This is a genomic window from Glutamicibacter arilaitensis Re117, from assembly GCF_000197735.1.
In the GTDB taxonomy this organism is placed as follows: domain Bacteria; phylum Actinomycetota; class Actinomycetes; order Actinomycetales; family Micrococcaceae; genus Glutamicibacter; species Glutamicibacter arilaitensis.
In genome coordinates, this window is the sequence record NC_014550.1 from 3,707,612 (window position 1) to 3,729,066 (window position 21,455).

Annotated in this window: 23 protein-coding genes; 15 read left to right on the plus strand and 8 right to left on the minus strand. The window is 60.6% G+C overall.

Going from position 1 to position 21,455, the window contains the following annotated elements:
• Positions 1 to 60: 60 nt before the first annotated feature.
• Complete coding sequence (locus AARI_RS17650) at positions 61 to 1,668, minus strand: AMP-binding protein (RefSeq protein ID WP_013350598.1); 1,608 nt, start codon at positions 1,666 to 1,668, stop codon at positions 61 to 63.
• 380 nt (positions 1,669 to 2,048) lie between these two features.
• Here AARI_RS17650 and AARI_RS17655 point away from each other — a divergent pair, with 380 nt between their 5' ends.
• The 6 genes from AARI_RS17655 to AARI_RS17680 all read left to right on the plus strand — a co-directional run bounded on the left by AARI_RS17655 (position 2,049) and on the right by AARI_RS17680 (position 7,727).
• Positions 2,049 to 2,975: a LysR substrate-binding domain-containing protein gene (locus AARI_RS17655; protein ID WP_013350599.1), complete on the plus strand. Its 927-nt coding sequence runs from the start codon at positions 2,049 to 2,051 to the stop codon at positions 2,973 to 2,975.
• Positions 2,956 to 4,077: an enolase C-terminal domain-like protein gene (locus AARI_RS17660; RefSeq protein ID WP_013350600.1), complete on the plus strand. Its 1,122-nt coding sequence runs from the start codon at positions 2,956 to 2,958 to the stop codon at positions 4,075 to 4,077. Before AARI_RS17655 ends, AARI_RS17660 begins: the two co-directional genes overlap by 20 nt.
• Positions 4,078 to 4,089: 12 nt before the next feature.
• Positions 4,090 to 4,368 (plus strand): muconolactone Delta-isomerase, encoded by a 279-nt coding sequence (gene catC / locus AARI_RS17665; protein WP_013350601.1) that lies wholly within the window; start codon positions 4,090 to 4,092, stop codon positions 4,366 to 4,368.
• Between the two features lie 193 nt (positions 4,369 to 4,561).
• On the plus strand, positions 4,562 to 5,419 hold the full coding sequence (catA, locus tag AARI_RS17670) for a catechol 1,2-dioxygenase (RefSeq protein ID WP_013350602.1): 858 nt from the start codon (positions 4,562 to 4,564) through the stop codon (positions 5,417 to 5,419).
• Positions 5,420 to 5,522: 103 nt separating this feature from the next.
• Positions 5,523 to 6,023, plus strand: a complete 501-nt coding sequence (locus AARI_RS17675; protein ID WP_013350603.1) for a hypothetical protein — start codon at positions 5,523 to 5,525, stop codon at positions 6,021 to 6,023.
• A gap of 144 nt (positions 6,024 to 6,167) precedes the next feature.
• Positions 6,168 to 7,727, plus strand: a complete 1,560-nt coding sequence (locus AARI_RS17680) for an HNH endonuclease signature motif containing protein (RefSeq protein WP_013350604.1) — start codon at positions 6,168 to 6,170, stop codon at positions 7,725 to 7,727.
• Between the two features lie 190 nt (positions 7,728 to 7,917).
• Here AARI_RS17680 and AARI_RS20315 read toward each other — a convergent pair whose 3' ends face one another.
• The 4 genes from AARI_RS20315 to AARI_RS20330 form a co-directional block, all read right to left on the minus strand.
• Positions 7,918 to 8,097: an SRPBCC family protein gene (locus AARI_RS20315; RefSeq protein ID WP_269446602.1), complete on the minus strand. Its 180-nt coding sequence runs from the start codon at positions 8,095 to 8,097 to the stop codon at positions 7,918 to 7,920.
• Positions 8,094 to 8,492: an SRPBCC family protein gene (locus AARI_RS20320; protein ID WP_269446603.1), complete on the minus strand. Its 399-nt coding sequence runs from the start codon at positions 8,490 to 8,492 to the stop codon at positions 8,094 to 8,096. The genes AARI_RS20315 and AARI_RS20320 overlap by 4 nt, the downstream gene beginning before the upstream one ends.
• Positions 8,493 to 8,556: 64 nt before the next feature.
• Positions 8,557 to 8,745: a Rieske 2Fe-2S domain-containing protein gene (locus tag AARI_RS20325; RefSeq protein WP_269446622.1), complete on the minus strand. Its 189-nt coding sequence runs from the start codon at positions 8,743 to 8,745 to the stop codon at positions 8,557 to 8,559.
• A gap of 9 nt (positions 8,746 to 8,754) precedes the next feature.
• Positions 8,755 to 8,997: a Rieske (2Fe-2S) protein gene (locus AARI_RS20330; RefSeq protein WP_269446604.1), complete on the minus strand. Its 243-nt coding sequence runs from the start codon at positions 8,995 to 8,997 to the stop codon at positions 8,755 to 8,757.
• Between the two features lie 238 nt (positions 8,998 to 9,235).
• On the opposite strand from AARI_RS20330, the gene AARI_RS17690 reads away from it, so the two are divergent.
• On the plus strand, positions 9,236 to 10,654 hold the full coding sequence (locus tag AARI_RS17690) for an MFS transporter (RefSeq protein WP_013350605.1): 1,419 nt from the start codon (positions 9,236 to 9,238) through the stop codon (positions 10,652 to 10,654).
• The gene (locus tag AARI_RS17695; protein ID WP_041649164.1) at positions 10,623 to 11,048 is read left to right on the plus strand and encodes a DUF1801 domain-containing protein; all 426 of its coding nucleotides are present in this window, start codon (positions 10,623 to 10,625) and stop codon (positions 11,046 to 11,048) included. The genes AARI_RS17690 and AARI_RS17695 overlap by 32 nt, the downstream gene beginning before the upstream one ends.
• Positions 11,049 to 11,072: 24 nt before the next feature.
• On the opposite strand, the gene AARI_RS17700 is transcribed toward AARI_RS17695, so the two are convergent.
• Together AARI_RS17700 and AARI_RS17705 are read right to left on the minus strand one after the other, a co-directional pair.
• Positions 11,073 to 11,483 carry a hypothetical protein gene (locus tag AARI_RS17700; protein ID WP_013350606.1) on the minus strand — a complete coding sequence of 137 codons (411 nt, stop codon included), beginning with the start codon at positions 11,481 to 11,483 and terminating at the stop codon, positions 11,073 to 11,075.
• A 112-nt stretch (positions 11,484 to 11,595) separates the two neighbouring features.
• Positions 11,596 to 12,705 carry a hypothetical protein gene (locus AARI_RS17705; RefSeq protein ID WP_013350607.1) on the minus strand — a complete coding sequence of 370 codons (1,110 nt, stop codon included), beginning with the start codon at positions 12,703 to 12,705 and terminating at the stop codon, positions 11,596 to 11,598.
• 403 nt (positions 12,706 to 13,108) lie between these two features.
• Here AARI_RS17705 and AARI_RS17710 point away from each other — a divergent pair, with 403 nt between their 5' ends.
• The 5 genes from AARI_RS17710 to AARI_RS19910 all read left to right on the plus strand — a co-directional run bounded on the left by AARI_RS17710 (position 13,109) and on the right by AARI_RS19910 (position 17,849).
• Positions 13,109 to 13,885: an electron transfer flavoprotein subunit beta/FixA family protein gene (locus tag AARI_RS17710; protein ID WP_013350608.1), complete on the plus strand. Its 777-nt coding sequence runs from the start codon at positions 13,109 to 13,111 to the stop codon at positions 13,883 to 13,885.
• A 14-nt stretch (positions 13,886 to 13,899) separates the two neighbouring features.
• Complete coding sequence (locus AARI_RS17715; protein WP_041649166.1) at positions 13,900 to 14,880, plus strand: electron transfer flavoprotein subunit alpha/FixB family protein; 981 nt, start codon at positions 13,900 to 13,902, stop codon at positions 14,878 to 14,880.
• 5 nt (positions 14,881 to 14,885) lie between these two features.
• Complete coding sequence (locus tag AARI_RS17720; protein ID WP_013350610.1) at positions 14,886 to 16,799, plus strand: cytochrome b/b6 domain-containing protein; 1,914 nt, start codon at positions 14,886 to 14,888, stop codon at positions 16,797 to 16,799.
• Positions 16,800 to 16,901: 102 nt separating this feature from the next.
• Positions 16,902 to 17,570, plus strand: a complete 669-nt coding sequence (locus AARI_RS17725; RefSeq protein WP_013350611.1) for a class I SAM-dependent methyltransferase — start codon at positions 16,902 to 16,904, stop codon at positions 17,568 to 17,570.
• Between the two features lie 126 nt (positions 17,571 to 17,696).
• Positions 17,697 to 17,849: a hypothetical protein gene (locus AARI_RS19910; RefSeq protein WP_173362799.1), complete on the plus strand. Its 153-nt coding sequence runs from the start codon at positions 17,697 to 17,699 to the stop codon at positions 17,847 to 17,849.
• 97 nt (positions 17,850 to 17,946) lie between these two features.
• On the opposite strand, the gene AARI_RS19465 is transcribed toward AARI_RS19910, so the two are convergent.
• Positions 17,947 to 19,737, minus strand: a complete 1,791-nt coding sequence (locus AARI_RS19465; protein ID WP_013350612.1) for a plasmid pRiA4b ORF-3 family protein — start codon at positions 19,735 to 19,737, stop codon at positions 17,947 to 17,949.
• A gap of 216 nt (positions 19,738 to 19,953) precedes the next feature.
• Here AARI_RS19465 and AARI_RS17735 point away from each other — a divergent pair, with 216 nt between their 5' ends.
• Both AARI_RS17735 and AARI_RS17740 read left to right on the plus strand, forming a co-directional pair.
• The gene (locus tag AARI_RS17735; RefSeq protein WP_013350613.1) at positions 19,954 to 20,577 is read left to right on the plus strand and encodes a hypothetical protein; all 624 of its coding nucleotides are present in this window, start codon (positions 19,954 to 19,956) and stop codon (positions 20,575 to 20,577) included.
• Positions 20,578 to 20,667: 90 nt separating this feature from the next.
• Positions 20,668 to 21,366 (plus strand): maleylpyruvate isomerase family mycothiol-dependent enzyme, encoded by a 699-nt coding sequence (locus AARI_RS17740; RefSeq protein ID WP_013350614.1) that lies wholly within the window; start codon positions 20,668 to 20,670, stop codon positions 21,364 to 21,366.
• Positions 21,367 to 21,455 lie beyond the last annotated feature (89 nt).

The following is a 21,455-nucleotide window of genomic DNA, read 5'->3' on the forward strand; positions in this document are numbered from 1 at the left end:
TGTTCCTAACGTCCGTGGTTAATACAACTAGCCCACGGGATTGCCAATGCCGGTCTGGAGCTACAGCGACCTAGCTGCATCCTCGCGCAACTGGTTCTTGCGGATTTTGCCGGTCACCGTGGTGGGGAATTCTTCCAGGATCCGCACGTAGGCCGGGACCTTGTAATGCGCCAGCTGCCCGGCGGAATATTCGCGGATCGCATCCACGGTGAGCGGCTGGCGCCCGGCCTTCATGCGGATGCAGGCGCAGACCACTTCTCCGAATTTTGAATCGGGCACGCCGATGACAGAAACATCCTCGATATCAGGGTGCTTATAGAGGAATTCCTCGATTTCCGCGGGGTAGATATTTTCGCCGCCGCGGATCACCATGTCCTTGATGCGCCCGACGATGGTGCAGTAGCCGTCCTCGCGCATCACCGCCAAATCCCCGGTGTGCATCCAGCCCTCGTCGTCGATGGCCGCTCGGGTCTTCTCCTCATCGTTCCAGTAGCCGAGCATCACCGAATAGCCGCGGGTGCAGTATTCGCCGGTTTCCCCGCGTTCCAGGGTTTCGCCGCTGACCGGATCCACCACCTTGATCTCCACATGCGGGTGCACCCGGCCGATGGTGGAGGTGCGGCGCTCGAGATCGTCATCGCTGCGGGTCTGGCAGGAAACCGGGGAGGTTTCGGTCATCCCGTAGGCGATGGACACCGCACTCATGCCCATCTCCTCGACGCAGCGGCGCATCACCTCCACGGGGCAGATGGATCCGGCCATGATGCCGGTGCGCAGCGCGGAGAGGTCGTAGTCCTTGAAATTCGGGTGGTTCTGCATGGCGATGAACATCGTGGGCACCCCATACAAGCCCGTGCAGTGCTCCTCTGCCACCACGCGTAGCGTGGTTTCGGCGTCGAAGCCCGGGGCCGGGATGACGATCGTGGTTCCGCGGCTGGTGCAGCCCAAGTTGCCCATGACCATGCCGAAGCAGTGGTAGAACGGGACCGGGATGCACAGCCGGTCATGCTCGTCCAGGTCGATCATGCCGGTGACCTGGTAGCCGTTGTTCAGGATGTTGCGGTGGCTGAGCACCGCGCCCTTGGGGTAGCCGGTGGTGCCCGAGGTGTACTGGATGTTGATCGGGTCTTCCGGCTTGGTGGCAGCCAAGCGCCGGGCCAGCGCCTCATCGCTGATCCGCTCGCCTTCGGCCAGCAGCTGCGCATAGTCATCGGTGTCCACGTAGGCCACGCGCTCCAGGCCGGGGGTATCGGTGCGCGTTTGCTCGATCATCGCCCGGTAGTTGCTGGTCTTGAATTCGGTGACTGCCAGCAGCAGGCGCATCTGGCTGTGGTTGACCGCATAGGCGTATTCGTGGGTGCGGTAGGCCGGGTTGACATTGACCAGGATGACGCCGATTTTGGCGGTGGCGTACTGGGTAAAAACCCATTCTGCGCAGTTCGGTGCCCAGATGCCTACCCGGTCTCCGGGCTGCAATCCTGCGGCCAGCAGGCCCTTGGCCAGGCGATTGATCTGCGCGTCCAGCTCGTTCCAGCTCCAGCGCCGTCCGGTGGCTGATTCGACCAGGGCTTCTGCCGGGCCGAAGCTGGCTACGGTGCTTTCGAAGTTGGAGCCAATGGTCTCTTCCAGCAGTCGCGGTTCACTCTCGCCCTTGGCATAAGCCTTCATCTGCGCACCCCTTCGTGGATCGCTTCGTCGGAATCTGCGCGGGCATAAAAAGTGTGTCCAGCGCCACATTCACACACTAGCCGTGGACTGACCCGCTGCCAAGCAACGGCGCGACGTGCGCCGCCAGGACTGCAACCGGTCGCTTAATTCGGCGGACAGCTCCGTAAGGTACAGCAAGCTTTTCTCCTCCAGCCCGCCTTTGCTGAATTAATGCACGCCGCAAGAACGTTAGAGACTCGGGTTCATAGCCGCGATCTCATTCATACTTGTAGACTCTCAATCGACCCAGAATAAGTATTTCACCCTCTTGGATTGCCGCGTTAGAGTTGCCAGCAAGCGTCTTCTGCGCATTCGACGCGCGGTCCGACGATCGGAGCACCATGGACACCAGACTAATCCGCTACTTCGTCGCGGTCGCCGAAGAGCGCCACTTCGGCCGCGCGGCGGCGCGCCTGCATATAGCGCAGCCTCCGCTCTCCCAGCAGATCAAGCAGCTCGAGGAGACGCTTAATACCCAGCTGCTGATCCGCACCACCCGCAAGGTGGAACTGACCAACGCCGGAGAGCTGCTGCTGACCCGCGGACGCATCCTGCTCGAAGAGCTCGAACAGCTCTCCCGCGACGTGCGTACCGTGGGCGATGGCGCCCTGGGCGTGCTGCGCCTGGGCTCGACCGGCAGCGCCACCTCGCGCATCATGCCCAAGCTCATCGAGAGCAGCTCGCAGCAGATGCCCGGACTGCAGCTGAATGTGCAAGGCGAAATGCTCACCCCGCAGATGGTCGAAGGCCTGGTCGAAGGCCGGCTGGATCTGGCCATCTTGCGCCCACCGGTGCGCGGCACCGAGGTGGACTACATGCTGCTGGACCGCGACCACCTGGCCGTGGCGCTGCCGCTGGACCACCCGCTGTGCGCCTACGAGGAGCTGGACCTGGAACAGCTGGCTGGCGAGAAGTTCATCTGCTACCCGCCTTCTTCCGCAGTGAACAGCATCATCGTGGATTCCTGCCGCCGCGTGGGCTTCGTCCCGCGGGTCGCGCAGGTGGCCAGCGAGACCTCTACCCTGCTCACCTTCGTCGCCGCTGGACTGGGCATCGGACTGCTGCCGACCACGCACTATCTGCCGCACAGCAACCGGATCACCTTCCGGCCGCTGCGCAATGCCCCTGCCGTCGATCTGGCGATCGCCTGGCGAGCGGGCAACGAATCTGCGCTGGTGCGCAACTTCTTGGAACTTTGCAAAGAACTATTCCCCGCGAAAAATACCGTCGAAGAAAGGCTGGAACCCCTTGAGAATCCAGCGGATTGAATCAATCCCCTACGCCATTCCGTACAACCACCCGCTGCGCTTTGCCAGCGGCGAGGTGCACACCGCGGACCACGTGCTCATCCGCGTGCACACCGATGAGGGCGTGATCGGCACCGCCGACGCGCCACCGCGCCCGTACACCTACGGCGAAACCCAGAAGTCCATCGTCGCGATCGTGCAGGACGTTTTCGCCCCGCAGCTGATCGGCGTGGACATCATGGACCGCGCGAAGATCCGTCAGGTGCTGGATCGGACCATCCACAACCAGGTGGCCAAGGGCGCGCTGGACATCGCCGTCTGGGATGCCATCGGCCAGGCGCTGGGCACCCCGGCGCACAAGCTGCTCGGCGGCTTCACCGACTCGATGCGCGTGAGCCACATGCTCGGCTTCAAGCCGGCCCGGGAACTGCTCGACGAGGCCCTGCGCTTCGGTGAGCAGTACGGCATCACCACCTTCAAGCTCAAGGTCGGCCGCCGCCCGCTCGCCCTGGACATCGAGGCCTGTCGCGTGCTGCGCGAAGGGCTGGGCGAGGACGTGGAGCTCTACCTGGACGCCAACCGCGGCTGGAGCGCGAACGAGTCCATGGAGGTGCTGCGCCAGACCGAGGGCCTGGGCCTGAGCCTGCTCGAAGAGCCGTGCGATGCCAAGGAAGCGATGAGCCGACGCCGTCTGGTCGAACGCTCCCCGATCCCGATCGTCGCCGACGAGTCCGCGCCCACCGCGGGCGATGCCTCGCGCGAGCTGCTCTCCGGCGGCGCCAACGCGATCTGCATCAAGACCGCCCGTTCGGGCTTCACCGAAGCCACCGAGATCCTGGGCCTGTGCACCGGACTGGGCGTGGATGTCACCATGGGCAATCAGATCGACACCCAGGTCGGCTCGCTGGCCACCGTCACCTTCGGCGCCGCCTTCGAAGCCACCAGCCGCCGCGCCGGCGAACTGTCCAACTTCCTGGACATGGCCGATGACCTGCTGGCCGAACCACTGCAGATCGTCAACGGCCGCATTTCGGTACGCACCGTGCCCGGCGTGGGAGCGGCGATCGACGAATCCAAGCTGGCGCGTTACCGCCAGGACCACGTACTTTCCACCTCGAACTAAAGGAGATGCACCATGTTGTTCCTTGCCCGTATGGACGTTGTTTTCCCAGATCACTTGACCGCCGAGCAGGTCGCCGATTTCCAGGCTCGAGAGAAGGAATACTCCGCGAGCCTGCAGCGCAGCGGCAAGATGCAGGGCATCTGGCGCGTGGTCGGCGAGTACGCGAACCACTCGCTGTACAACGTCGAGTCCAACGACGAGCTGCACGAAATCCTCAGCGGATTCCCGATGTATCCATACATGAAGATCAAGGTCACCCCACTGGCCAAGCACCCTAATTCGCTGGTCTAGAACGCATCCAGGGCGCCGGCGCCAGACCGTGTCCCAGCCCACAAGTATTGATATTCAAAACGTGTCAATTGGTGGCAAATAAGTATTTCACTCATCAAGAACACTGCATTACATTGAATATCAATCACCCAAGATGGCGGGGGTCACACTATGGATCCCCGTACGTCACACCACAGAATTTAGGGGAGTCACCATGACCATCGAAACTCCAGCAGACGCAACTGCAGCCAAGTCCGGCAACGCCGCCACCGACAGCTTCCGCAACTCCGGCAAGCTCGCCAAGGTCGATGCTTCAACCGAACGCGTGAACCTGCTTGCTTCCAAGCTCGTCAAGGCCGCCAATGACATCATCCTCGAAGAGCGCGTGAGCTACGACGAGTTCAACGCCCTGAAAGCATGGTTGATCAAGGTCGGCGACGACGGCGAATGGCCACTGTTCCTGGACGTTTGGCTGGAACACTCGGTGGAAGAGGTCGCTACCGACCACCGCGAAGGCAACAAGGGCTCGATCGAAGGCCCTTACTACGTGCCCGAAGCTCCTTCCCAGAACTCCCCTGCCACCATCTCGATGCGCGAAGACGAGAAGGGCACCAACCTGCTCTTCCAGGGCCAGGTCCGCTCGACCGACGGCTCTGCATTGAAGAACGCCAAGATCGAGCTGTGGCACGCAGACGAAGAGGGCTTCTACTCGCAGTTCGCTCCCGGCATCCCGGAGTGGAACCTGCGCGGCACCTTCATCGCCGACGAGGAAGGCAACTTCCAGATCAACACCATGCAGCCAGCTCCGTACCAGATCCCAACCGACGGTGCCTGCGGCCAGCTGATCGCCGCTGCCGGCTGGCACGCATGGCGACCAGCCCATCTGCACCTGAAGGTTTCAGCCGAGGGCCACGAGCTGCTCACCGCCCAGCTGTACTTCCCGGGCGACGAGCACAACGATGACGACATCGCAAGCGCCGTGAAGCCGGAACTGCTGCTGGACGTCCAGCCAGCCGAGTCGGGCAACGGCAAGCAGGTCACCTACGACTTCGTACTTGACCCAGTGAAGTAAATCCGAAGCAGAAGAAGCACCGCATCACGCGCAACGAGGGGCGTGAGGCGGTGCTTGCTTCATTTAATGCCTCGGTTGACCAGCGCGAGGTTAGGCTACTGACATGCGTAAACTTCTAGCCATCAGCGGATTCGCCATAATTGCGGCTTACGCTGTTTATGGCGCCCTGCTCGCGAACAACTGGGCAGTGGAAGCCGCCAGCGGAATTCCTTTGGATGAAACCATCGTGGCGATGTCAGCCGCGGGGCAGGGCTACAGCTCGCGCGGCGGCTGGGTCTTCGCCTGCGCTGGAATCATCCTCGCGATTTCATGGCTACTCGTGACGCTTACCCCGAAATTCCAGCTGCCCGGCTGGGTCGCCGCCGGACTCTGGGGCCTGATTGTCGCGCTAGGAGCACCCACGTACTTCTTCACTGCTTTCGGCAACATAAATTCAGTGGGCGATACCTTTGAGGACTGGAATGCTGGTGCAGCCTTCGCCCTTGAAGCACCGCTATACACTGCCAGCATCCTCGCCGGCGTTCTGCTCGCTACTATGGCGGCCATTGGAACCTGGTCCGCATTTTCCGGTACTTCACGGCCCCTTCGTCCAACCGGCAGCTAGACTTTCAGGCTGCGCCACCTGACTCGAAACGCTGATTTACCCCAAGGCGCCAGCTGAAATTACGGTCGAATAAACTTTCTATGAGTTACCCACAATTCGACTTGAATCAGAACAAAACGTCGGTGCTTAGCAGGAAAATTAACTATGAGTATTCCTGCATATCTAGAAGACCGCGACGGAGAACACCGTCTTCCACTGCGCCCACCGGGCACCCGTGAAGAGTCGCATAGGACTTCCGCTGAGGAGGCCGAACGCGAACACCAAACGTTCTTAGGGACGCTTAAGCAGACCGCCCTTGAGCTTTTCGATGCCGGGCCCATTAACGGCCCTACCGACGCGCTGGAGGCCCTGAAGAAAATCCAGCGGCTGCAGAGCAGTACCGAAGCCGCTATCGCCTACATCATGGCCGACGGAGTGGAACACGTCAGCGAATCGTTCAATGACCTGATATCGACCGAACACCCGCACTCCGCCGATGAAGAAACAGCAGCCGCGAAAAGCGCCGCATGCTACGGCGTGGACCGCGGCAGCGAGCAGATCATCAACTCCAACTTCATCGCCGAATCCTCCGTCGCACTGCGCGAGAGCAACCGCAAGGTATCCAAACGGATGTTCCATGCCAAGGGCTTGCGGCATGTCTGCAAGAACACCCTCGCGGCTCTGGCTGCAGGCGAGATCACCGTCAAGGCGGCCCACGATATCGTCAAATTCTGCCAAGATCTCTCTCCCGAGCAGATCTCGCTCATGGAACAAATTCTGCTGCCCATGGCGAAGACGGCCCCGGATGAAGCCATCTACCAACGGGCTCGACGCCTGCACGACCGCCTTAATCCCGATTCAGCGGAGAACCGGCAGAGGAACGCGTTAGCTGCCCGCAACGTCCGGATGTGGAACGACGAGGATGGCATGGCCACCTTGCAACTTCATCACAGCGCTGATGTCATCCATTCAATCAACAACTCCATCAAACACGTGGCCAGCCAGATCACTGATCCTAAGGACTCACGCACCCAGGCCCAGGTTGAAGCCGATGCTTTCGCGGACGTCTATCTCAATGGTTGGCCCGGAACGGAAGCGATGCCGCTGAAACCACGGGTCTCCATCACTATTCCTGCTTTAGAAATGCTGGCCAATCCCTCTCGCGGCCTTGCTGAATTGGAAGGCTACGGACCGATCCCCCTAGGCGTGGCTCTAAAGATCGCAGCTGATGCTCCGTCATTCCAACGGGTCCTGACAGACCCTTGGACCGGGGCTGCGATTGACGTGGAACCCAAAAGGTACCGACCTTCCCAAGGACTGCGGGATTTGCTGCGCCACCGCGACCAGCATTGCGGCTTCCCCGGATGTCGTCGTCCGGCAGATAGCTCAGAAATTGATCATATAGAAGCGTATGGGCAGGGCGGGCACACCACCCGGCAGAATACGCATCTCTTATGCAAACAGCATCAGATGTTCAAGCACGCTCTGGGCTGGAAGGTCCTTGCTTGTCCTGACGGTTCCAAAACATGGATTTCACCGCATGGCCTGCGTTCAATCACGATTCCTGAGAGCGTGAGCAACGTGGAGAACTTTGACCATCTCAATGATCACTGCCCTCAGCGTCCTGAAGATGAAACAACACCCGTAGTTCGGTTGACTCCGGAAACACGACGAGTTCTGAGCCTCGACCAGGATGAAGATCTTCCCGACACCGGAACCGGATAGCCCCTTCGCGAAGCTTGAATCTTGAGTGACAAATTTTTTCAGTCACTAGAACCACCACACCACCTATAGACCCGACGGAAGCAGCCTCATCGAAGCTACTCGCGTGGCAGGCTACGGCCAGAATCCGGTTCCCGACGCTTAACACTTTTCCCGGTGGTGCTGAATGAAAATAAATTGCAGTCAGAAGCTTCTAACTCCTCCGGATGCGGTTGGCGCGGGCCTGATCGGATTCGCCCACCGGTGCGAAGCAGTAGATGGTGACCTCGGTCTTGTCCACGGCGACCGGGCGGAAGACGCGGATCTGCGAGCCGAACTGGTCCATCAGGTACACGTTCGGGTACAGACACAAGTTGCGGGAGATGCCGATCATCCAGTCGGCCTGGCCTCGCCGTGCTTGGCGACCAGCTCGTCGCGCTTTTCAGCCAGCGGACGGTTGGCCGGGTCCAGCCATTCGGTCCAGAGCAGCAGGTGGCCGTTCTCGAACGAGTAGTAGCCGCCCTTCTGCTTGTCCCAGCCACCGGCGTCCATGATCTTGGTGTCGTTCGAGGATTCGCCGTTGGCGCGGCGGGCCTGGGTGGCGGCGTAGTTCCAGTGGGTTGCAGAGACGTGGTAGCCGTCGGCGCCGTTTTCGGCCTGCAGCTTCCAGTTGCCGTCATAGGTGTAGGTCGAGGCGCCGCGCAGCACTTCCAAGCCTACTTCGGACTGGTCAACCACCATGTCGAGGATCTTGGTGGCCTCGCCCAGGTGCTCCTCCAGGGGCAGCACATCTTCCTTCAGCGAGCCGAAGAGGAAGCCGCGGTAATTCTCGAAGCGGGCGACCTTGGTCAGGTCATGCGAGCCGTCCTTGTTGAACTGCTCGGGCTAGCCGGCACCGCGCGAGTCCTTGACCTTGAGCAGCCTGCCGGAGTATGTTGAAGGTCCAGCCGTGGAACGGGCAGGTGAAGGTGGTGCGGCTATCAGTCTTGCGGCGGCACACCATGGCACCGCGGTGGCTGCAGGCATTGATCAGCGCGTTCAGTTCACCCTGCTAGTTGCGCGAGATGATGATCGGCTGGCGGCCGATGTTGGTGGTGTAGTAGTCACCGATGTTGGGGATCTGGGACTCGTGGGCCAGGTAAACCCAGTTGCCCTCCCAGATGTGCCTCATTTCCATCTCGAAGATCTCTTCATCGGTGAAGATATTTCGATTGGCGCGGAACTCTCCGGTTTCCGGGCTGTCGACCAGTGCGTTATCCAGCAGGCTGGATACCTCATTCAGGGTTTCAGTCATGGCGTGGTGTGCTCCGTCCATTCAAGGCTCGTTTTAAGGGGAAAACCGCTGCAGCCGGTTTGCATGGATTCAACCTTGGCAGAAAGTGAGGGCGGTCACACTAGGGTTATGCCTAGGCTTGGACTAGGCATCTGATCACTATGTTTTCAAGCATCTGAATCCACACCTGTCGCCTATGAATTCGGCGGAGTATCCTTTTGCTACGACCTCCCGCCCACCTTTAGAAGCAGCCTTGCCCATGCGCGAAGAAGAAGCCCCGGACCTTCCCGCGGCCCGCAGCCAGAACCCCGAAGTTCCGCGGCAGGGCCAGCGCTCCTTCCTGCACATCCTGGCCAATACCGCCGTCGCAAACCTCACCACCAGCTACCTGTGGTTCGCGCTGACCTTCTGGGTGTATCTGGAAACCGAAAACGTCATGGCCACCGGCATCATCGGCGGCGCCTTCATGCTGCTGATCGCCGGATTCTCCATGATTTTCGGAACCATCGTGGATAATCACCGCAAGAAGTCGGTGTTCGTGTTCTCCGCACTGGTCACCGCGGTGGCCTTTGCCCTGGCCGGGCTGATCTACCTCTGGCTGCCCACCGAGGACATCTTGAATATCGGCGGCTGGCAGTTCTGGATCTTCTGCCTGGTCATCCTGTTCGGTGCGATCGTTGAGCAGATGCGCGGCATCGCGCTGTCCACCACCGTCACCCTGCTGATCCCGGTGGAGCGCCACGCCAATGCCAACGGACTGGTCGGCACCGTCCAGGGCATCGCTTTCATCATCACCAGCGTGTTTTCCGGGCTGTCCATCGGCCTGCTGGGGATGGGGTGGACACTGGTCATCGCAATTGCGATGGTCGTGATTACATTGCTGCACCTTCTGGGAATTTCCATCCCCGAGCAGGAGCCAGAAAAGGAAGAAGGCCTCACAAAGACCAGCGACCTGCGCCTGGGCTTCACGACGGTCATGGCGATCCCAGGCCTGTTCGCGCTGATCATCTTCTCGATGTTCAACAATTTCATCGGCGGCATCTACATGGCTTTGATGGACCCCTACGGGCTGACCATCATGTCGGTCGAAGCCTGGGGCATCACCTTCGGGTTGGCCTCCACCGGCTTCATCATCGGAGGACTGGCCATTGCCAAATTCGGGCTTGGGCCCAATCCGATCCGCACCATGCTCTTATTGGTGGCCATCATGGGATTCCTCGGAGCGGTCTTCACCATCCGGGAATGGACCTGGCTCTATGTGCTGGGGATCTGGCTCTACATGATGCTCATCCCGGCGGTGGAAGCCTCGGAGCAAACGGTGATCCAGAAGGTGGTCGCCTTCCGCCGCCAGGGCCGGGTGTTCGGCTTCGCCCAGATGATGGAAGCCGCCGCGGCTCCGATTACCGCCTTCCTGGTTGCCCCATTGGCCCAGTACCTGGTCATCCCCTATATGCGCTCGACGCAGGGAGATGAGCGCTTCGGCTGGCTGGTGGGACAGGGGCAGGCACGTGGAATCGCCTTGATCTTCTTGGTCGGCGGGTTGATCATGGTTGTAGCGGCACTGCTAGCCATGGGCACCGGCCAGTACCGCAAGCTTTCTGCAATTTTCCAGGCCGAATCGCCCGCAACGCCCCAGGAGGCATCAGTTGCCAACGAGTCAGAAGACCCTTCCAAATAGCGCGAGCGTTGAGGACTTCATCGAAGCTGCCACCCCGGAAAAACGCCGGATTGACGGGCACGAGCTGGATCGGATATTCCGCGAGGCCACCGGAGAGCAACCGGTGATGTGGGGGCCGAGCATCGTGGGCTACGGCAGCTACACCTACATCTCCCCTGCTAATGCGCGCACTACCGGCATCTGGCCCAAGACCGGCTTCTCGCCTCGCAAGGCCCAGCTCTCACTCTATGGTTTGAAGGACCTTCCCCAAGGAGCGTCGCTGCTGCCCCAGTTGGGAAAGTACACCGAGGGTGCCGGTTGCGTGTACGTGAAGAAGCTGGAGGACATTGATCTGGCGGTGCTGCGCGAGCTGATCGCCATTGCGGCCTCGCGGCAGGATGACCAGCCTCGCTAGTAACTGGGGTTTTCACCCCAGCGTCTAATTCGCAGCGGCAGGCCGGGATTTGGCCAAATGCCTGAAAATTGCACGTCCGCCTGCAACTGGGCCCAACACCATTAGCGTGGCACCGGCGCAGAGCGAAACGGCCACGGGTATCTGCGGGCTGGCGGAATCCGGGAAGGCGTCAAAGAGCAGAAGCGTCCAGAAAAAGCCGGGAATTACACCGACCGCCAAGACAATGAAACTGAAAACCAGCGCGTGCAGCCAGCTCGTAGCTGCGCTGCCCAGCCAGGCCATGGCCCCGGCGACACCCAGCCATGGCAGCAATGGGAAAGCCAATGGCACCCAGAGCCCAGGTTCGGCCCACCATGGGGTTCCCGCGATCAGCGGATCCACGATGAGCATCAGCGCTGCGAAGAGCAGTCCACTGGATGCGGCAAGCCACGTCAATGGCGATCTGTTTTCCCTGCCCACTGCTGATCACCTGTCTGCTGCTGGAGAAGATGCTATTAGGTTGGTGTTGCCCGCAGCGCAATGCAGCTACGGGCAACATCCGCGTTGGCTATTCGGCTTCTTCGAAGAAGGCTTCAACCTCGGAGATACCAGCGGAAATGATCGGGACAAGGCGCTCGTCAATACTGTAGTGCTCGCCGTCCTTGGTGATCAGACCGTAGTCAGCCAGTGAATCCATGGCGAGCTTCGCCTCGGGAAGAACTGCATCGTAGACCTTCGGACCGCAGTTTCGGCGCAGTCCTTCCAAGTCGCCTTCGCGGCCGGTGGATGCGGTAACCAGCAAGTTGCGCAGCACCAGGTAATGGGCCTCATCGCGCAGGGCGACATCGAAGGTCGGGTTCAGGTGCGCCTGCACGCAGCCAACGGCCATTTCGAAGAGCAGCTGCGCACTGGCAGCCTCTTCGCCGGCAACCAGCAGGTCGTAAGCATCCTGGTCGGTGCGCAGGACAGAGCCCTCGGACTCGACAACGGACATGCGCCCGGCACTCCAGATGTAGTTGAAGGCCAGCGGAGCCGGGCCTTCTGGGTCGAAGGTTTGCGCATCCAGGCCAACGGCCTGCATGACCTTGGCGCGCGGCTCCTGCGCTTCTGGGCTGAAGTCTTCCATGTCAACGCCCTCAACCAGCGTCCCAGCGTAGGCCTTGACCTGGGTGAACAGCTTGGTTGCGCGCAGCAGTTCGCACAGTTCCGCATCGCCTTCGGCAAAGCCGTTCAGGGTATCTTCGAGCATCTCGCTCAAAGCTTCGAGATTTTCCTCAGGGCCTTCCCAGAGCTGGCGGTCCTGGGCGAAGCTGAAGAAATCGAGCCACGTGGTGAAGATCGGCTCCGGGGCCAGGGATTCGGGCAGGTTGCCCAGATGCTCGGCAAGGGACTGCCCGAAGACGTCTACGTCCAGGTCGAACAGGTTCGAGCTGCGCGCGTTTTCGGCGTACTGCCCGGCGACCTGGCCGATGACATCCAACTCCATGCCCGCTGCCTGAGCTGCTTGTTCAGGCGAGAACGCTGGAACCTGGTTGGCTACCCAAGCAGTGAAATCATGGCGAAGGGCATCAACCTGCGCTTCAGCTTGGATGCGGAAAACGCTGCGTCCACGCGCCGCTGCCTTGGCAGGGTTGCCTGCGCCTGAGTTCTTTTTTCCTTGACGCTTTTTGCTGGCCATGAGCCGTCCTTTGATTCCGAAATTGATCGCTGGCTTAAAGCCTACGGTGCACCGCGAAGAGCCGACGAATAGCGCGATGCGACTCACCTGCCGGCATGCAGTTGCAGTTAACCACGCCAAACTGAAGACCTTTTGTTCTTCGAGCTGTTCAATTGCTGTTTTCTTGTCTGCTTTCATTGAAAAATGGCTTGAAATCCGACAAGATGAACACCAAAGAGACATGTAGCCTGCGACACATTACCTACGGCACTTTGGGAGGACTGCGCGGTGGCCTATTAATGAACTTGGATTTCCTAGTATTTTTGCCGGGGTCCAAATCATTGGCCACCAAAGCCCGGGATCAATGCGGCTTCCGAGCAGCGCAACCCCAGTCAACAGCTACTCCGATATGAGGGAGAAAATAATGAAGATCGCGGTCCTGATCAAGGAAGTCCCCGACACCGGAGAGGACCGGCTCCTGAATCTGGAGACCGGCCTGGCTGATCGAGCGGCTACGGAAGTGGTGCTCGATGAAATCAGCGAGCGCACCTTGGAAGTAGCACTCAAGCACGCTGATGCGAATCCAGATACGGAGATCACCGTATTGACCATGGGACCGGGTTCGGCCCAAGCCACTTTGCGCAAGGGCCTGGCCATGGGCGCTTCCAGCGCGGTGCACATCAGCGATGAAGAATTGCTTGGCGCCGATCTGGTGCTGACCGCCGAGGTTCTGGCTGCAGCCTTGCGCCGCGGCAACTACGACCTGATTCTTACCGGCAACATGTCCACAGATGGTTCGGCAGGCGTACTGCCGGTAATGCTGGCAGAGCTGCTGGATCTTCCCGCGGCGACTTCCCTGTCCTCGGTAGAAATTTCCGACGGCACGATCAGCGGTTCACGCGAACTCGAAGGCGCCAGCACCAAGGTCAGTGCTCCGCTGCCGGCGATTGCTTCGATTGCCGAGGCGCTGCCGGACGCGCGCTTCCCTAATTTCAAGGGCATTATGGCGGCCAAGAAGAAGCCGATTGAAACTTTGTCGCTGGCGGACTTGGGTGTTGAGCCTCTGCCTGCTGATACCGCGCGTTCCATCATGGTTTCGGTGGCGCAGCGCCCGGCGCGCACCGCCGGAACGGTCGTGACCGATGACGGCGAGGCCGGGAACGCACTGGCCGAATTCCTGATCAAGAACAACCTGGCGTGAGCGGAAAGACGACCATGACTACTTTTGCTACTGACTCAATTCTTGTCTTCCTCGAAACCACGGCAGCCGGCACGCTGGCGAAGAACCACGCCGAACTCCTAGGTGCCGCAGCTGGCGTCGGCACGCCGGTCGCGCTGGTCACCGGCTCTTCGGACGCGCTGGAAGCACTCGCCGCCCAAGCTAGCGAGGCAGGGGCCGCCCAGGTCCTGACCGCCGCCGTGGATTCCCCGGTGCAAACCGCACCGCTGGCGGATGCGCTTCAGGCCGCTTTCGCGCAGGTTCAGCCACAGGCCGTTTTGCTGGGCCACTCGCTGACCTCCCGCGAAGTGGCAGCACGCTTTGCGGTGCGCAGCAAACTGGCATTGAGCGTCGACGCGCTCGAAGTTTCACGCGATGATCAAGGCATCATCGCCACCCACTCGATCTACGGCGGAGCCTACTCAACGCACAGCGCCCCGACTTTCGGAGCACCGGTAATCACCGTGCGCGTGGGAAGCATCGAGGAACGCGCCGAAGCCCAGCCGGCGAACAGCACCGCGCTTGAGGTTGCGCCAAGCGGCAAGCCAGAGGTCGAAGTCAAGGAACTTGTAGCCGCCCAGACGACTTCGACGCGCCCCGAGCTGCGTTCGGCTACCCACGTGGTTTCCGGAGGCCGCGGCCTGGGCAGCGCCGAGCAGTTCGATCTGGTCCACCAGCTGGCTGACGCATTGGGTGCGGCCGTGGGTGCTTCGCGTGCCGCAGTGGATGCCGGCTACATCGAGCATGCCGCCCAGGTGGGGCAGACCGGTGTTGCAGTTTCCCCGCAGCTCTACGTTGCTCTGGGCATCTCCGGGGCAATCCAGCACAAGGCCGGCATGCAAACCGCCAAGACCATCGTCGCGATCAACAAGGACGCGGATGCCCCGATCTTCGAGATCGCCGACTTCGGCGTGGTTGGAGACGTCTTCAAGGTTGTGCCGCAGCTGATCTCCGCACTGGAAGCACGCAAGGCCTAATCACCATGAGCGCACCCAATCAATCCATCCGCCAGGGGCTGCCCCGTGTAGCCGGTGGCGACCCGTGGCCACCGGCGGAACTCTTCGCTGCCGTAGCGGACACGGCCCTCCCGGCTGATCCTGTTGCCGATCACGCCGCCGAGCAGCCCGTACCTGAACAGGCAGCACCTAGCCAGGCACCTGCTAGTGCCGAACCAGAGCCAGCGGCAGTCCACGAAGCGCCGGCCCAAGCAGAGGTTGCCGAAGAAGCAGCAGCTCCGCTCCCGGGCGCCCGTACGCTTCGACAGGGCCTGCCGCGTGTTGCCGGCGGCTCTGCGTGGCCGCCTGCGTCAATTGCTGCTGCCAGCAGTGTTCCGGAAGCAGCGCCAAGTGCTGTTTCCGCGCCGGTTTCTGAACCGGTGCCTGAGCCGGTTATCGCAGCGTCCGCGACTCCCGTTGATTCGGCGAGCGCAGCACCAGAACCGGTGGTTGCCAGTGGCGATGCTCCAGTGGTTCGCCGTGGTCTTCCACGAACTGTTGGAGCTGAAGCTTGGCCGCCGGCCTCGTTCATCGCGACTCCTGCCCTCTTGGTAGCTGCCCCGGCCGTGAAGGCAGCAGTAGCGCCAGCAGAGGCGGAACCAGCTGCGGAACCAGTTGCGGCCAAAACCGCCGCCACTGCCCCGGTGGAAAAACCAGCCCCCGTGGAAAAACCTGTGGAAAAGCCGGCAGAGCAGCCAGCGCCCGCCACAAAGGCGCCAGTTGCGGCCAAAACCGCCGCCACTGCCCCGGTGGAAAAACCAGCCCCCGTGGAAAAACCTGTGGAAAAGCCGGCAGAGCAGCCAGCGCCCGCCACAAAGGCGCCAGTTGCTTCGGCAACCGCAGCAGCCCCTGTCCGCACCCGGATGGGCACGCCGCAACCATCGGCTCCCGCAGCGGCAAATACTGCTTCGAAGGCCAAGCCTGCAACTGCCCCCTCCGCACAGGCGGCCCCATCGGCGGCAAAGACCAAGAAGGAACCGGTCAAGCATGGCCCGCTGACAACCAAGCAGTGGGTGCTGGCGGGAATCCTTGGCGCATTCTGCGCCTTGGGCATCGCCACCGCCGTAGTGCTCGTTGCCCGTGGCATCGCCGGCATCGATGCGGTCGAATCCTTCATGAAACGCTACCCAGGCGAATACCACCTGCCGGACTCGGCACCTATCGGGTTCCCGGCATGGCTGGCCTGGAACCACTTCTTCAACGTCTTCCTCATGGTCCTGATCATTCGTTCGGGCTTGCTGGTCAGGCATCAGAAGAAACCGCCTGCCTACTGGTCCTCGAAGCGCAGCCCGAAGGTGAGCATCAACCTCTGGCTGCATCAGGGCCTTGACCTGCTGTGGGTCATCAATGGCCTGGTGTTCCTCGTGCTGCTGTTCGCCACCGGCCACTGGATGCGCATCGTCCCAACCTCCTGGGAAGTCTTCCCGAACGCGATTTCCGCGGCGTTGCAATACCTGACGCTGGATTGGCCTACGGAAAATGGCTGGGTGAACTACAACTCGCTGCAGCAGCTGGCCTACTTCACGACCGTGTTCATTGCGGCCCCATTGGCTGCGATTACCGGTGTCCGACTCAGCGCCTTCTGGCCAAAGAACATGCCTGCGCTGACCAAGAAGTACCCGATCGAGGTTGCCCGCGCACTGCACTTCCCGACCATGCTGTACTTCGTGCTGTTCATCCTCGTGCATGTGATCTTGGTGTTCTCCACCGGGGCGTTGCGCAACCTGAACCACATGTACGCGGCGCAGGGTTCTACGGATCCGGCGCAATACGCGGACAACTGGGCTGGATTGCTCTTCTTCGCGCTCTCGCTGCTGGTGATTGCCGGCGCTTGGTTCGCCTGCCGTCCGATGATCTTGGCTTCCATTGCCCGGCTCTTCGGCAAGGTCAGCGCGAGGTAGCAGCGCAGTTTTTGCCGCCTGCGCAAATTCGATCGCGCACGGAGCCCGTTCGCCAGTAAGGTCTAAGGCAAAGGCCGTACTGACGAATGGGGAACCCCGAAGATGAGCCACCACCACGAACACGCGCAGGAAGTACTTGACGGCGTTGCCTTCTGGGAAAACCACTACGGCCAGTCCGAACGGGTCTGGTCCGGCAAGGTCAACCAGGTCCTGGAGAACATCGTTGCCCCGCTGGATCCGGGCACTTGTCTGGACATCGGCAGCGGTGAAGGCGGCGACGTCCTCTGGCTGGCCTCCCATGGTTGGAAAGCCACCGGCCTAGACATCTCGCCAACCGCAGTGAAGCGCGCCCAGGAAGAAGCCGCCAAGCATGGGCTGGACGCGGGACAGACCCGCTTCATCGCCTCTGATCTGGCTGCGTGGAACACCGATGAAACCTTTGATCTGGTCACCTTGAGCTTCTTCCAGGCACCCTTCGCATTCCCGCGCGCAGACTTCCTGCGCAAGGCGGCCACCTTGGTAGCACCGGGCGGCCACTTGCTGGTCCTGTCCCATGCCGCCATGCCGTCCTTCGCAGACAAACCCGAACACCAGATGCCTGCATTCCCCACCCCCGAAGAGGAACTGGAAGCGTTGGCCCTGGACCCGGAGCAGTGGGACGTGCTGTGTGCCGAAGTGCGCGAACGCACCATCACCGGTCCGGACGGGAACCCGGCAACTTTAGAAGATGCGGTGGTCTTCGTGCAGCGCAAGGCGCCGTCCCTAGGCTAGCGCTGTAGAACTGACTGAAGCGCACTGAGGATTTCCTTACAGCTTCCTGAAAAGCTGGTCCTCCAGCTGTCGGGACGGAAGCGTCCTTGCTAGGTTGGCAGTCCGACCAACGAAAGGGATGGATTGATGAACGAGAAAAACCCTGAAGCTTTCTTGAACAAGAATGAAGCCGAAGAGCCCGATGTCATTTCCGACCCTGCATTGAATGATGAAGTCGGCCAGGACTGGACCGGCGAGGGCGGTGCAACGCCAAATGGTGCCGCACTAGATAACGAATAGGATCGCTGCCCAAACCTTCAAGATCTAGAACGCCGGTGGGTTAACGAGCATCCATGCTCGTTAACCCACCGGCGTTCTCTATGGCCTTGGCCCAGGCCTAGAACTCAAGATCCAGGTTCGCGTTGATTTCTTCCTTGCTGAAGTAAGCAGGGTCGATTTCCTCGCCATCATCAAGTCCGAAGTCCTCGCACCACTCCGCGACTTCCTCGTATTCAGGATCATCCGGGTCATTCAGAATTTCCAGCTTGGCTTCCCAGCCGCCGATTCCGCCACTGTCTTCCATTGGAGCCATGCGGCGCCCGCCGGTGCAGCGCGGCAGCTGACCGCCGTCAGCGTCCAGGATCTTCTCCACATCGATGCGGACTTCCCAGTTGTCTCCGAAATCATAAACGTAATCCAGGCGGTCTTTTTCCTTCTTCAACACCGAAGAAACCAAGGTTTCCGCTTCATTCTTCTGGTAGTCCATCTCGGCAATTGCCGGACCGTAGGTGGTCCCGCCGAAACCATTTTCGTAGAAGCTGTGCAGATGCCCGTCGTACCAGTCGAAGCTGGCCTGGATGATGTCATGCAGGTCGCCGAGGTTCAGGTCCATCGGAACCAGCACGCGGCGCCAGATGGGCGGCTTGGAGTCCTTGAGCGTCAGCTTCAGCTGCAGTACCTCACCGGTGTACGGTGTTTCGCGCTTCAGGCGCTTGGGCTCATCCACATCGTCCGGACCGAAGATCGCATCGAGCGTCTCATCGTCGAGTTCGTCATCCTCCTCGAAGATGTCGTCGTCGACATCGGTAACCGCCAAGCGCACGATATTGGGCAGCGAGTACGCCTCACCGGATTCAAGCAAACCCAAAACGCGTAGCTCGTGCATTCGCACCTGGGCGGTTTTCCAAACTTCCGAAGACCACTGCTCATCACGCGGGGCAGCGGCATGCTGCGGATTGCCGTCCGCTGCTTCCACGATCCACAAGGCAGCCAAGCCCCAGGCTTCAAGGGCTGCCTGGTCATTTTCGCCAGGCTGCTCCAAAAGCATGTCCAGGCAGGCTTGGATGAAGTAGAAGTTCACATCGAAAGAATCCGCGTCTTCAGGCTCAAGAATGTCTTGGCTTCTCACACCGCGTTCCGGCGCTGCCTGCGGGTTCAGAGTTACGGCATTGACGGCCTCCAAGGCCTGGAGCACGAGCGCAACCGCCAGGCCCTTGCGCGTCTCTTCCAGCCCTGCGGGCAGGTCGTTCTCGACAGCTTTTGCGGCAGTTTCGACGAACTGGTCAATCGGCAGGCTGGTCCAGAGGCTGCTGCCACCGGCAAGCACCCAGGACAGGACCGCTCGACCCATCGTGCTGATCGGCATGGCGGTGATTTCGGCCAAGGCCGCTATCGAGGCTTCCTCTGAATCCAGAATCGCGTCAAGTTCATCGTCTGCTTCGACCTCGTCCTCACCAGCGAACGGATCTTGGGCTTCCAGGGTCTTCTGGAACCAGTCCAGGCTTTCGAACTCGCGCTCCCACTGGTTGGTATCACGCAGGAACTCAACGTAGTCCACCCACGCCATGTAGATCATGGTGCCAAGTTCATTAGAAGCGGCCTCGGGATTTTCGGTTTCTTCGAATTCAATCATCGAGTTAAGCACCGCGAGCAACTTCGGCGGATCAAAATCGGTGACCTTGTTCAGTCCGACTACTTCTGCGTAGACGCCCAGAGTCTCACGCACCGCAGCTAGCACCATTAACGCCAGTTCAGGGTCATCGCGATATTCGGCGTACCACTGCACGAATTGCCCGGTCAGCGCATCCAACCCGCGTCCGACCTTGACGCGATCCATGGAGACTACGCCTTGTTGCAAGCGTGCAGGGTGCCCCTGCTTGGGCTTCTGCTTCTTCTTTTTCTTCGCCACTGGACTGCTTTCCTTGGTCGCTTGTCTTCTACTCCTAGGCTACGTGCCAGCTGGCTGCTGATGGAACAGGCCCCGCGCATGTTCGAAGAGTCGATCCCGGGCATTCCTTCCTACGGGAATCCGCGTCATCCACGGACATAAAAAACTTTTCCCCGTGGCACACATTGGCCCAAGACGCACGCACAAGGCTGGGCGCAAGGCAAGGAGAAGAATCCCATGATCCACATATCAGATTCCGGTGAAGCGCCACTGCCCTTTGGCGACCTCACCTTCAAGTACGCCATGACCGACCTCCGTCACGGGCTTGGCGTGAAGGTTTTCGCTGACACCCGCGCGGAGCTGGTGGCCTACCTCATCACCGGCCGACCCATAGATGACGCTGAGCTGAGCGCAACCCAGTTGCTCCGCTTCGCGGAAATCACGGCGGTTCACTTGCAGGGAGAGTTCCTTGACCAGCTGCTGGGCCCGGCCGATGAACTTCATCTCAGCAAACAGCTCGCTGCGGTTCTGGATGGACAGAACATCCCGCTGCAGCATTCTCTCTGGCCCGATGACGCGCAGGGACCGATAGTTCCACTGAGCGCCAGCTTCGCGCCGCACACCGCGATTCCGGTCCCGGAAGGCGGCAACGTCATCTTGTTGGATCCAACAAATGAAAAGACGCTTCTTGACAGCATGGAACAAGCCGGATTGATCGAAGTCGAAGTCGGCCAAGCACGTCTTGGTGGGAATACTGACTACGACTACACCTATGAAGGTGATGTCTGGGGCAATCCGCTGATCGAGGGGCTGATTGATTGGAGCTGGCTGGATGACACCCAGTGGCTCGACGAGGAATAACGCCAATGGGTTCGCATATGAATCAATTCCTATTCGATATGTATTGCGTAATCCTTATTCTTGAGGACTTCGCGTTGGTAGGGTGGCACCATGATCAACACTGCCCGCTTGCACTCGGACCTCTCACGACTCAGCCGCGAAACCGCGATGATGTCAGCGACGATCGAGACCCTGTCCACCGAGGAACTGGCCGCCGCTTCGCTGTGCGAGGGGTGGAGCCGGTCGCATGTCATCGCGCACCTGGCCTCGAACGGACGCACCCTGGTCAAGCTGATCGACTGGGCCACCACCGGTGAGCCGCAGCAGCTGTATGCGTCGCGTGAAGCCCGCGATGCAGAGATCGACCAGCTGGCCGCGCTGCCGCGCGAAGAATTGGTCAAGGCCTTCAACGAGGCAGCCGCGTTCTTCGCCGAGCAGTGCGACCGGCTATCCGGTGACTTGGCCGTTGAAGAAGTGGACCTGCATGGCAAGGTCATCCCAGCGACCTCCATCGTTGCATTGCGCATTTCAGAGGTAGTCATCCACCACCACGACCTGGATACCGCTTGGACCATCGAGGAAGCCGATCCTGACTCCCAGGAGAACGCCGTCGAGGCCGCGGTGCGCACCATGCGCGCCAAGAACGCTCCGGGCATGACCATCAACAGCGAAGAAGGCGATGAGTGGATCATCGGCGACGGCGCATTGAAGGTGCGTTCGGACCGCGAAGGCCTGATTGAGTGGCTGGCCCGTGGACAGGCACGCCACATCGAAGCCGATGGCCCGATTCCCGAGCTTCCTGTCTGGTAAACCAGCGTCCAGCATGCGTGTCAGCATTCGTTGATACCTGGCGCAACGGGGAGAATGGAAGCGGTCTGCCTGTCGAAGTGAAAAGGAGC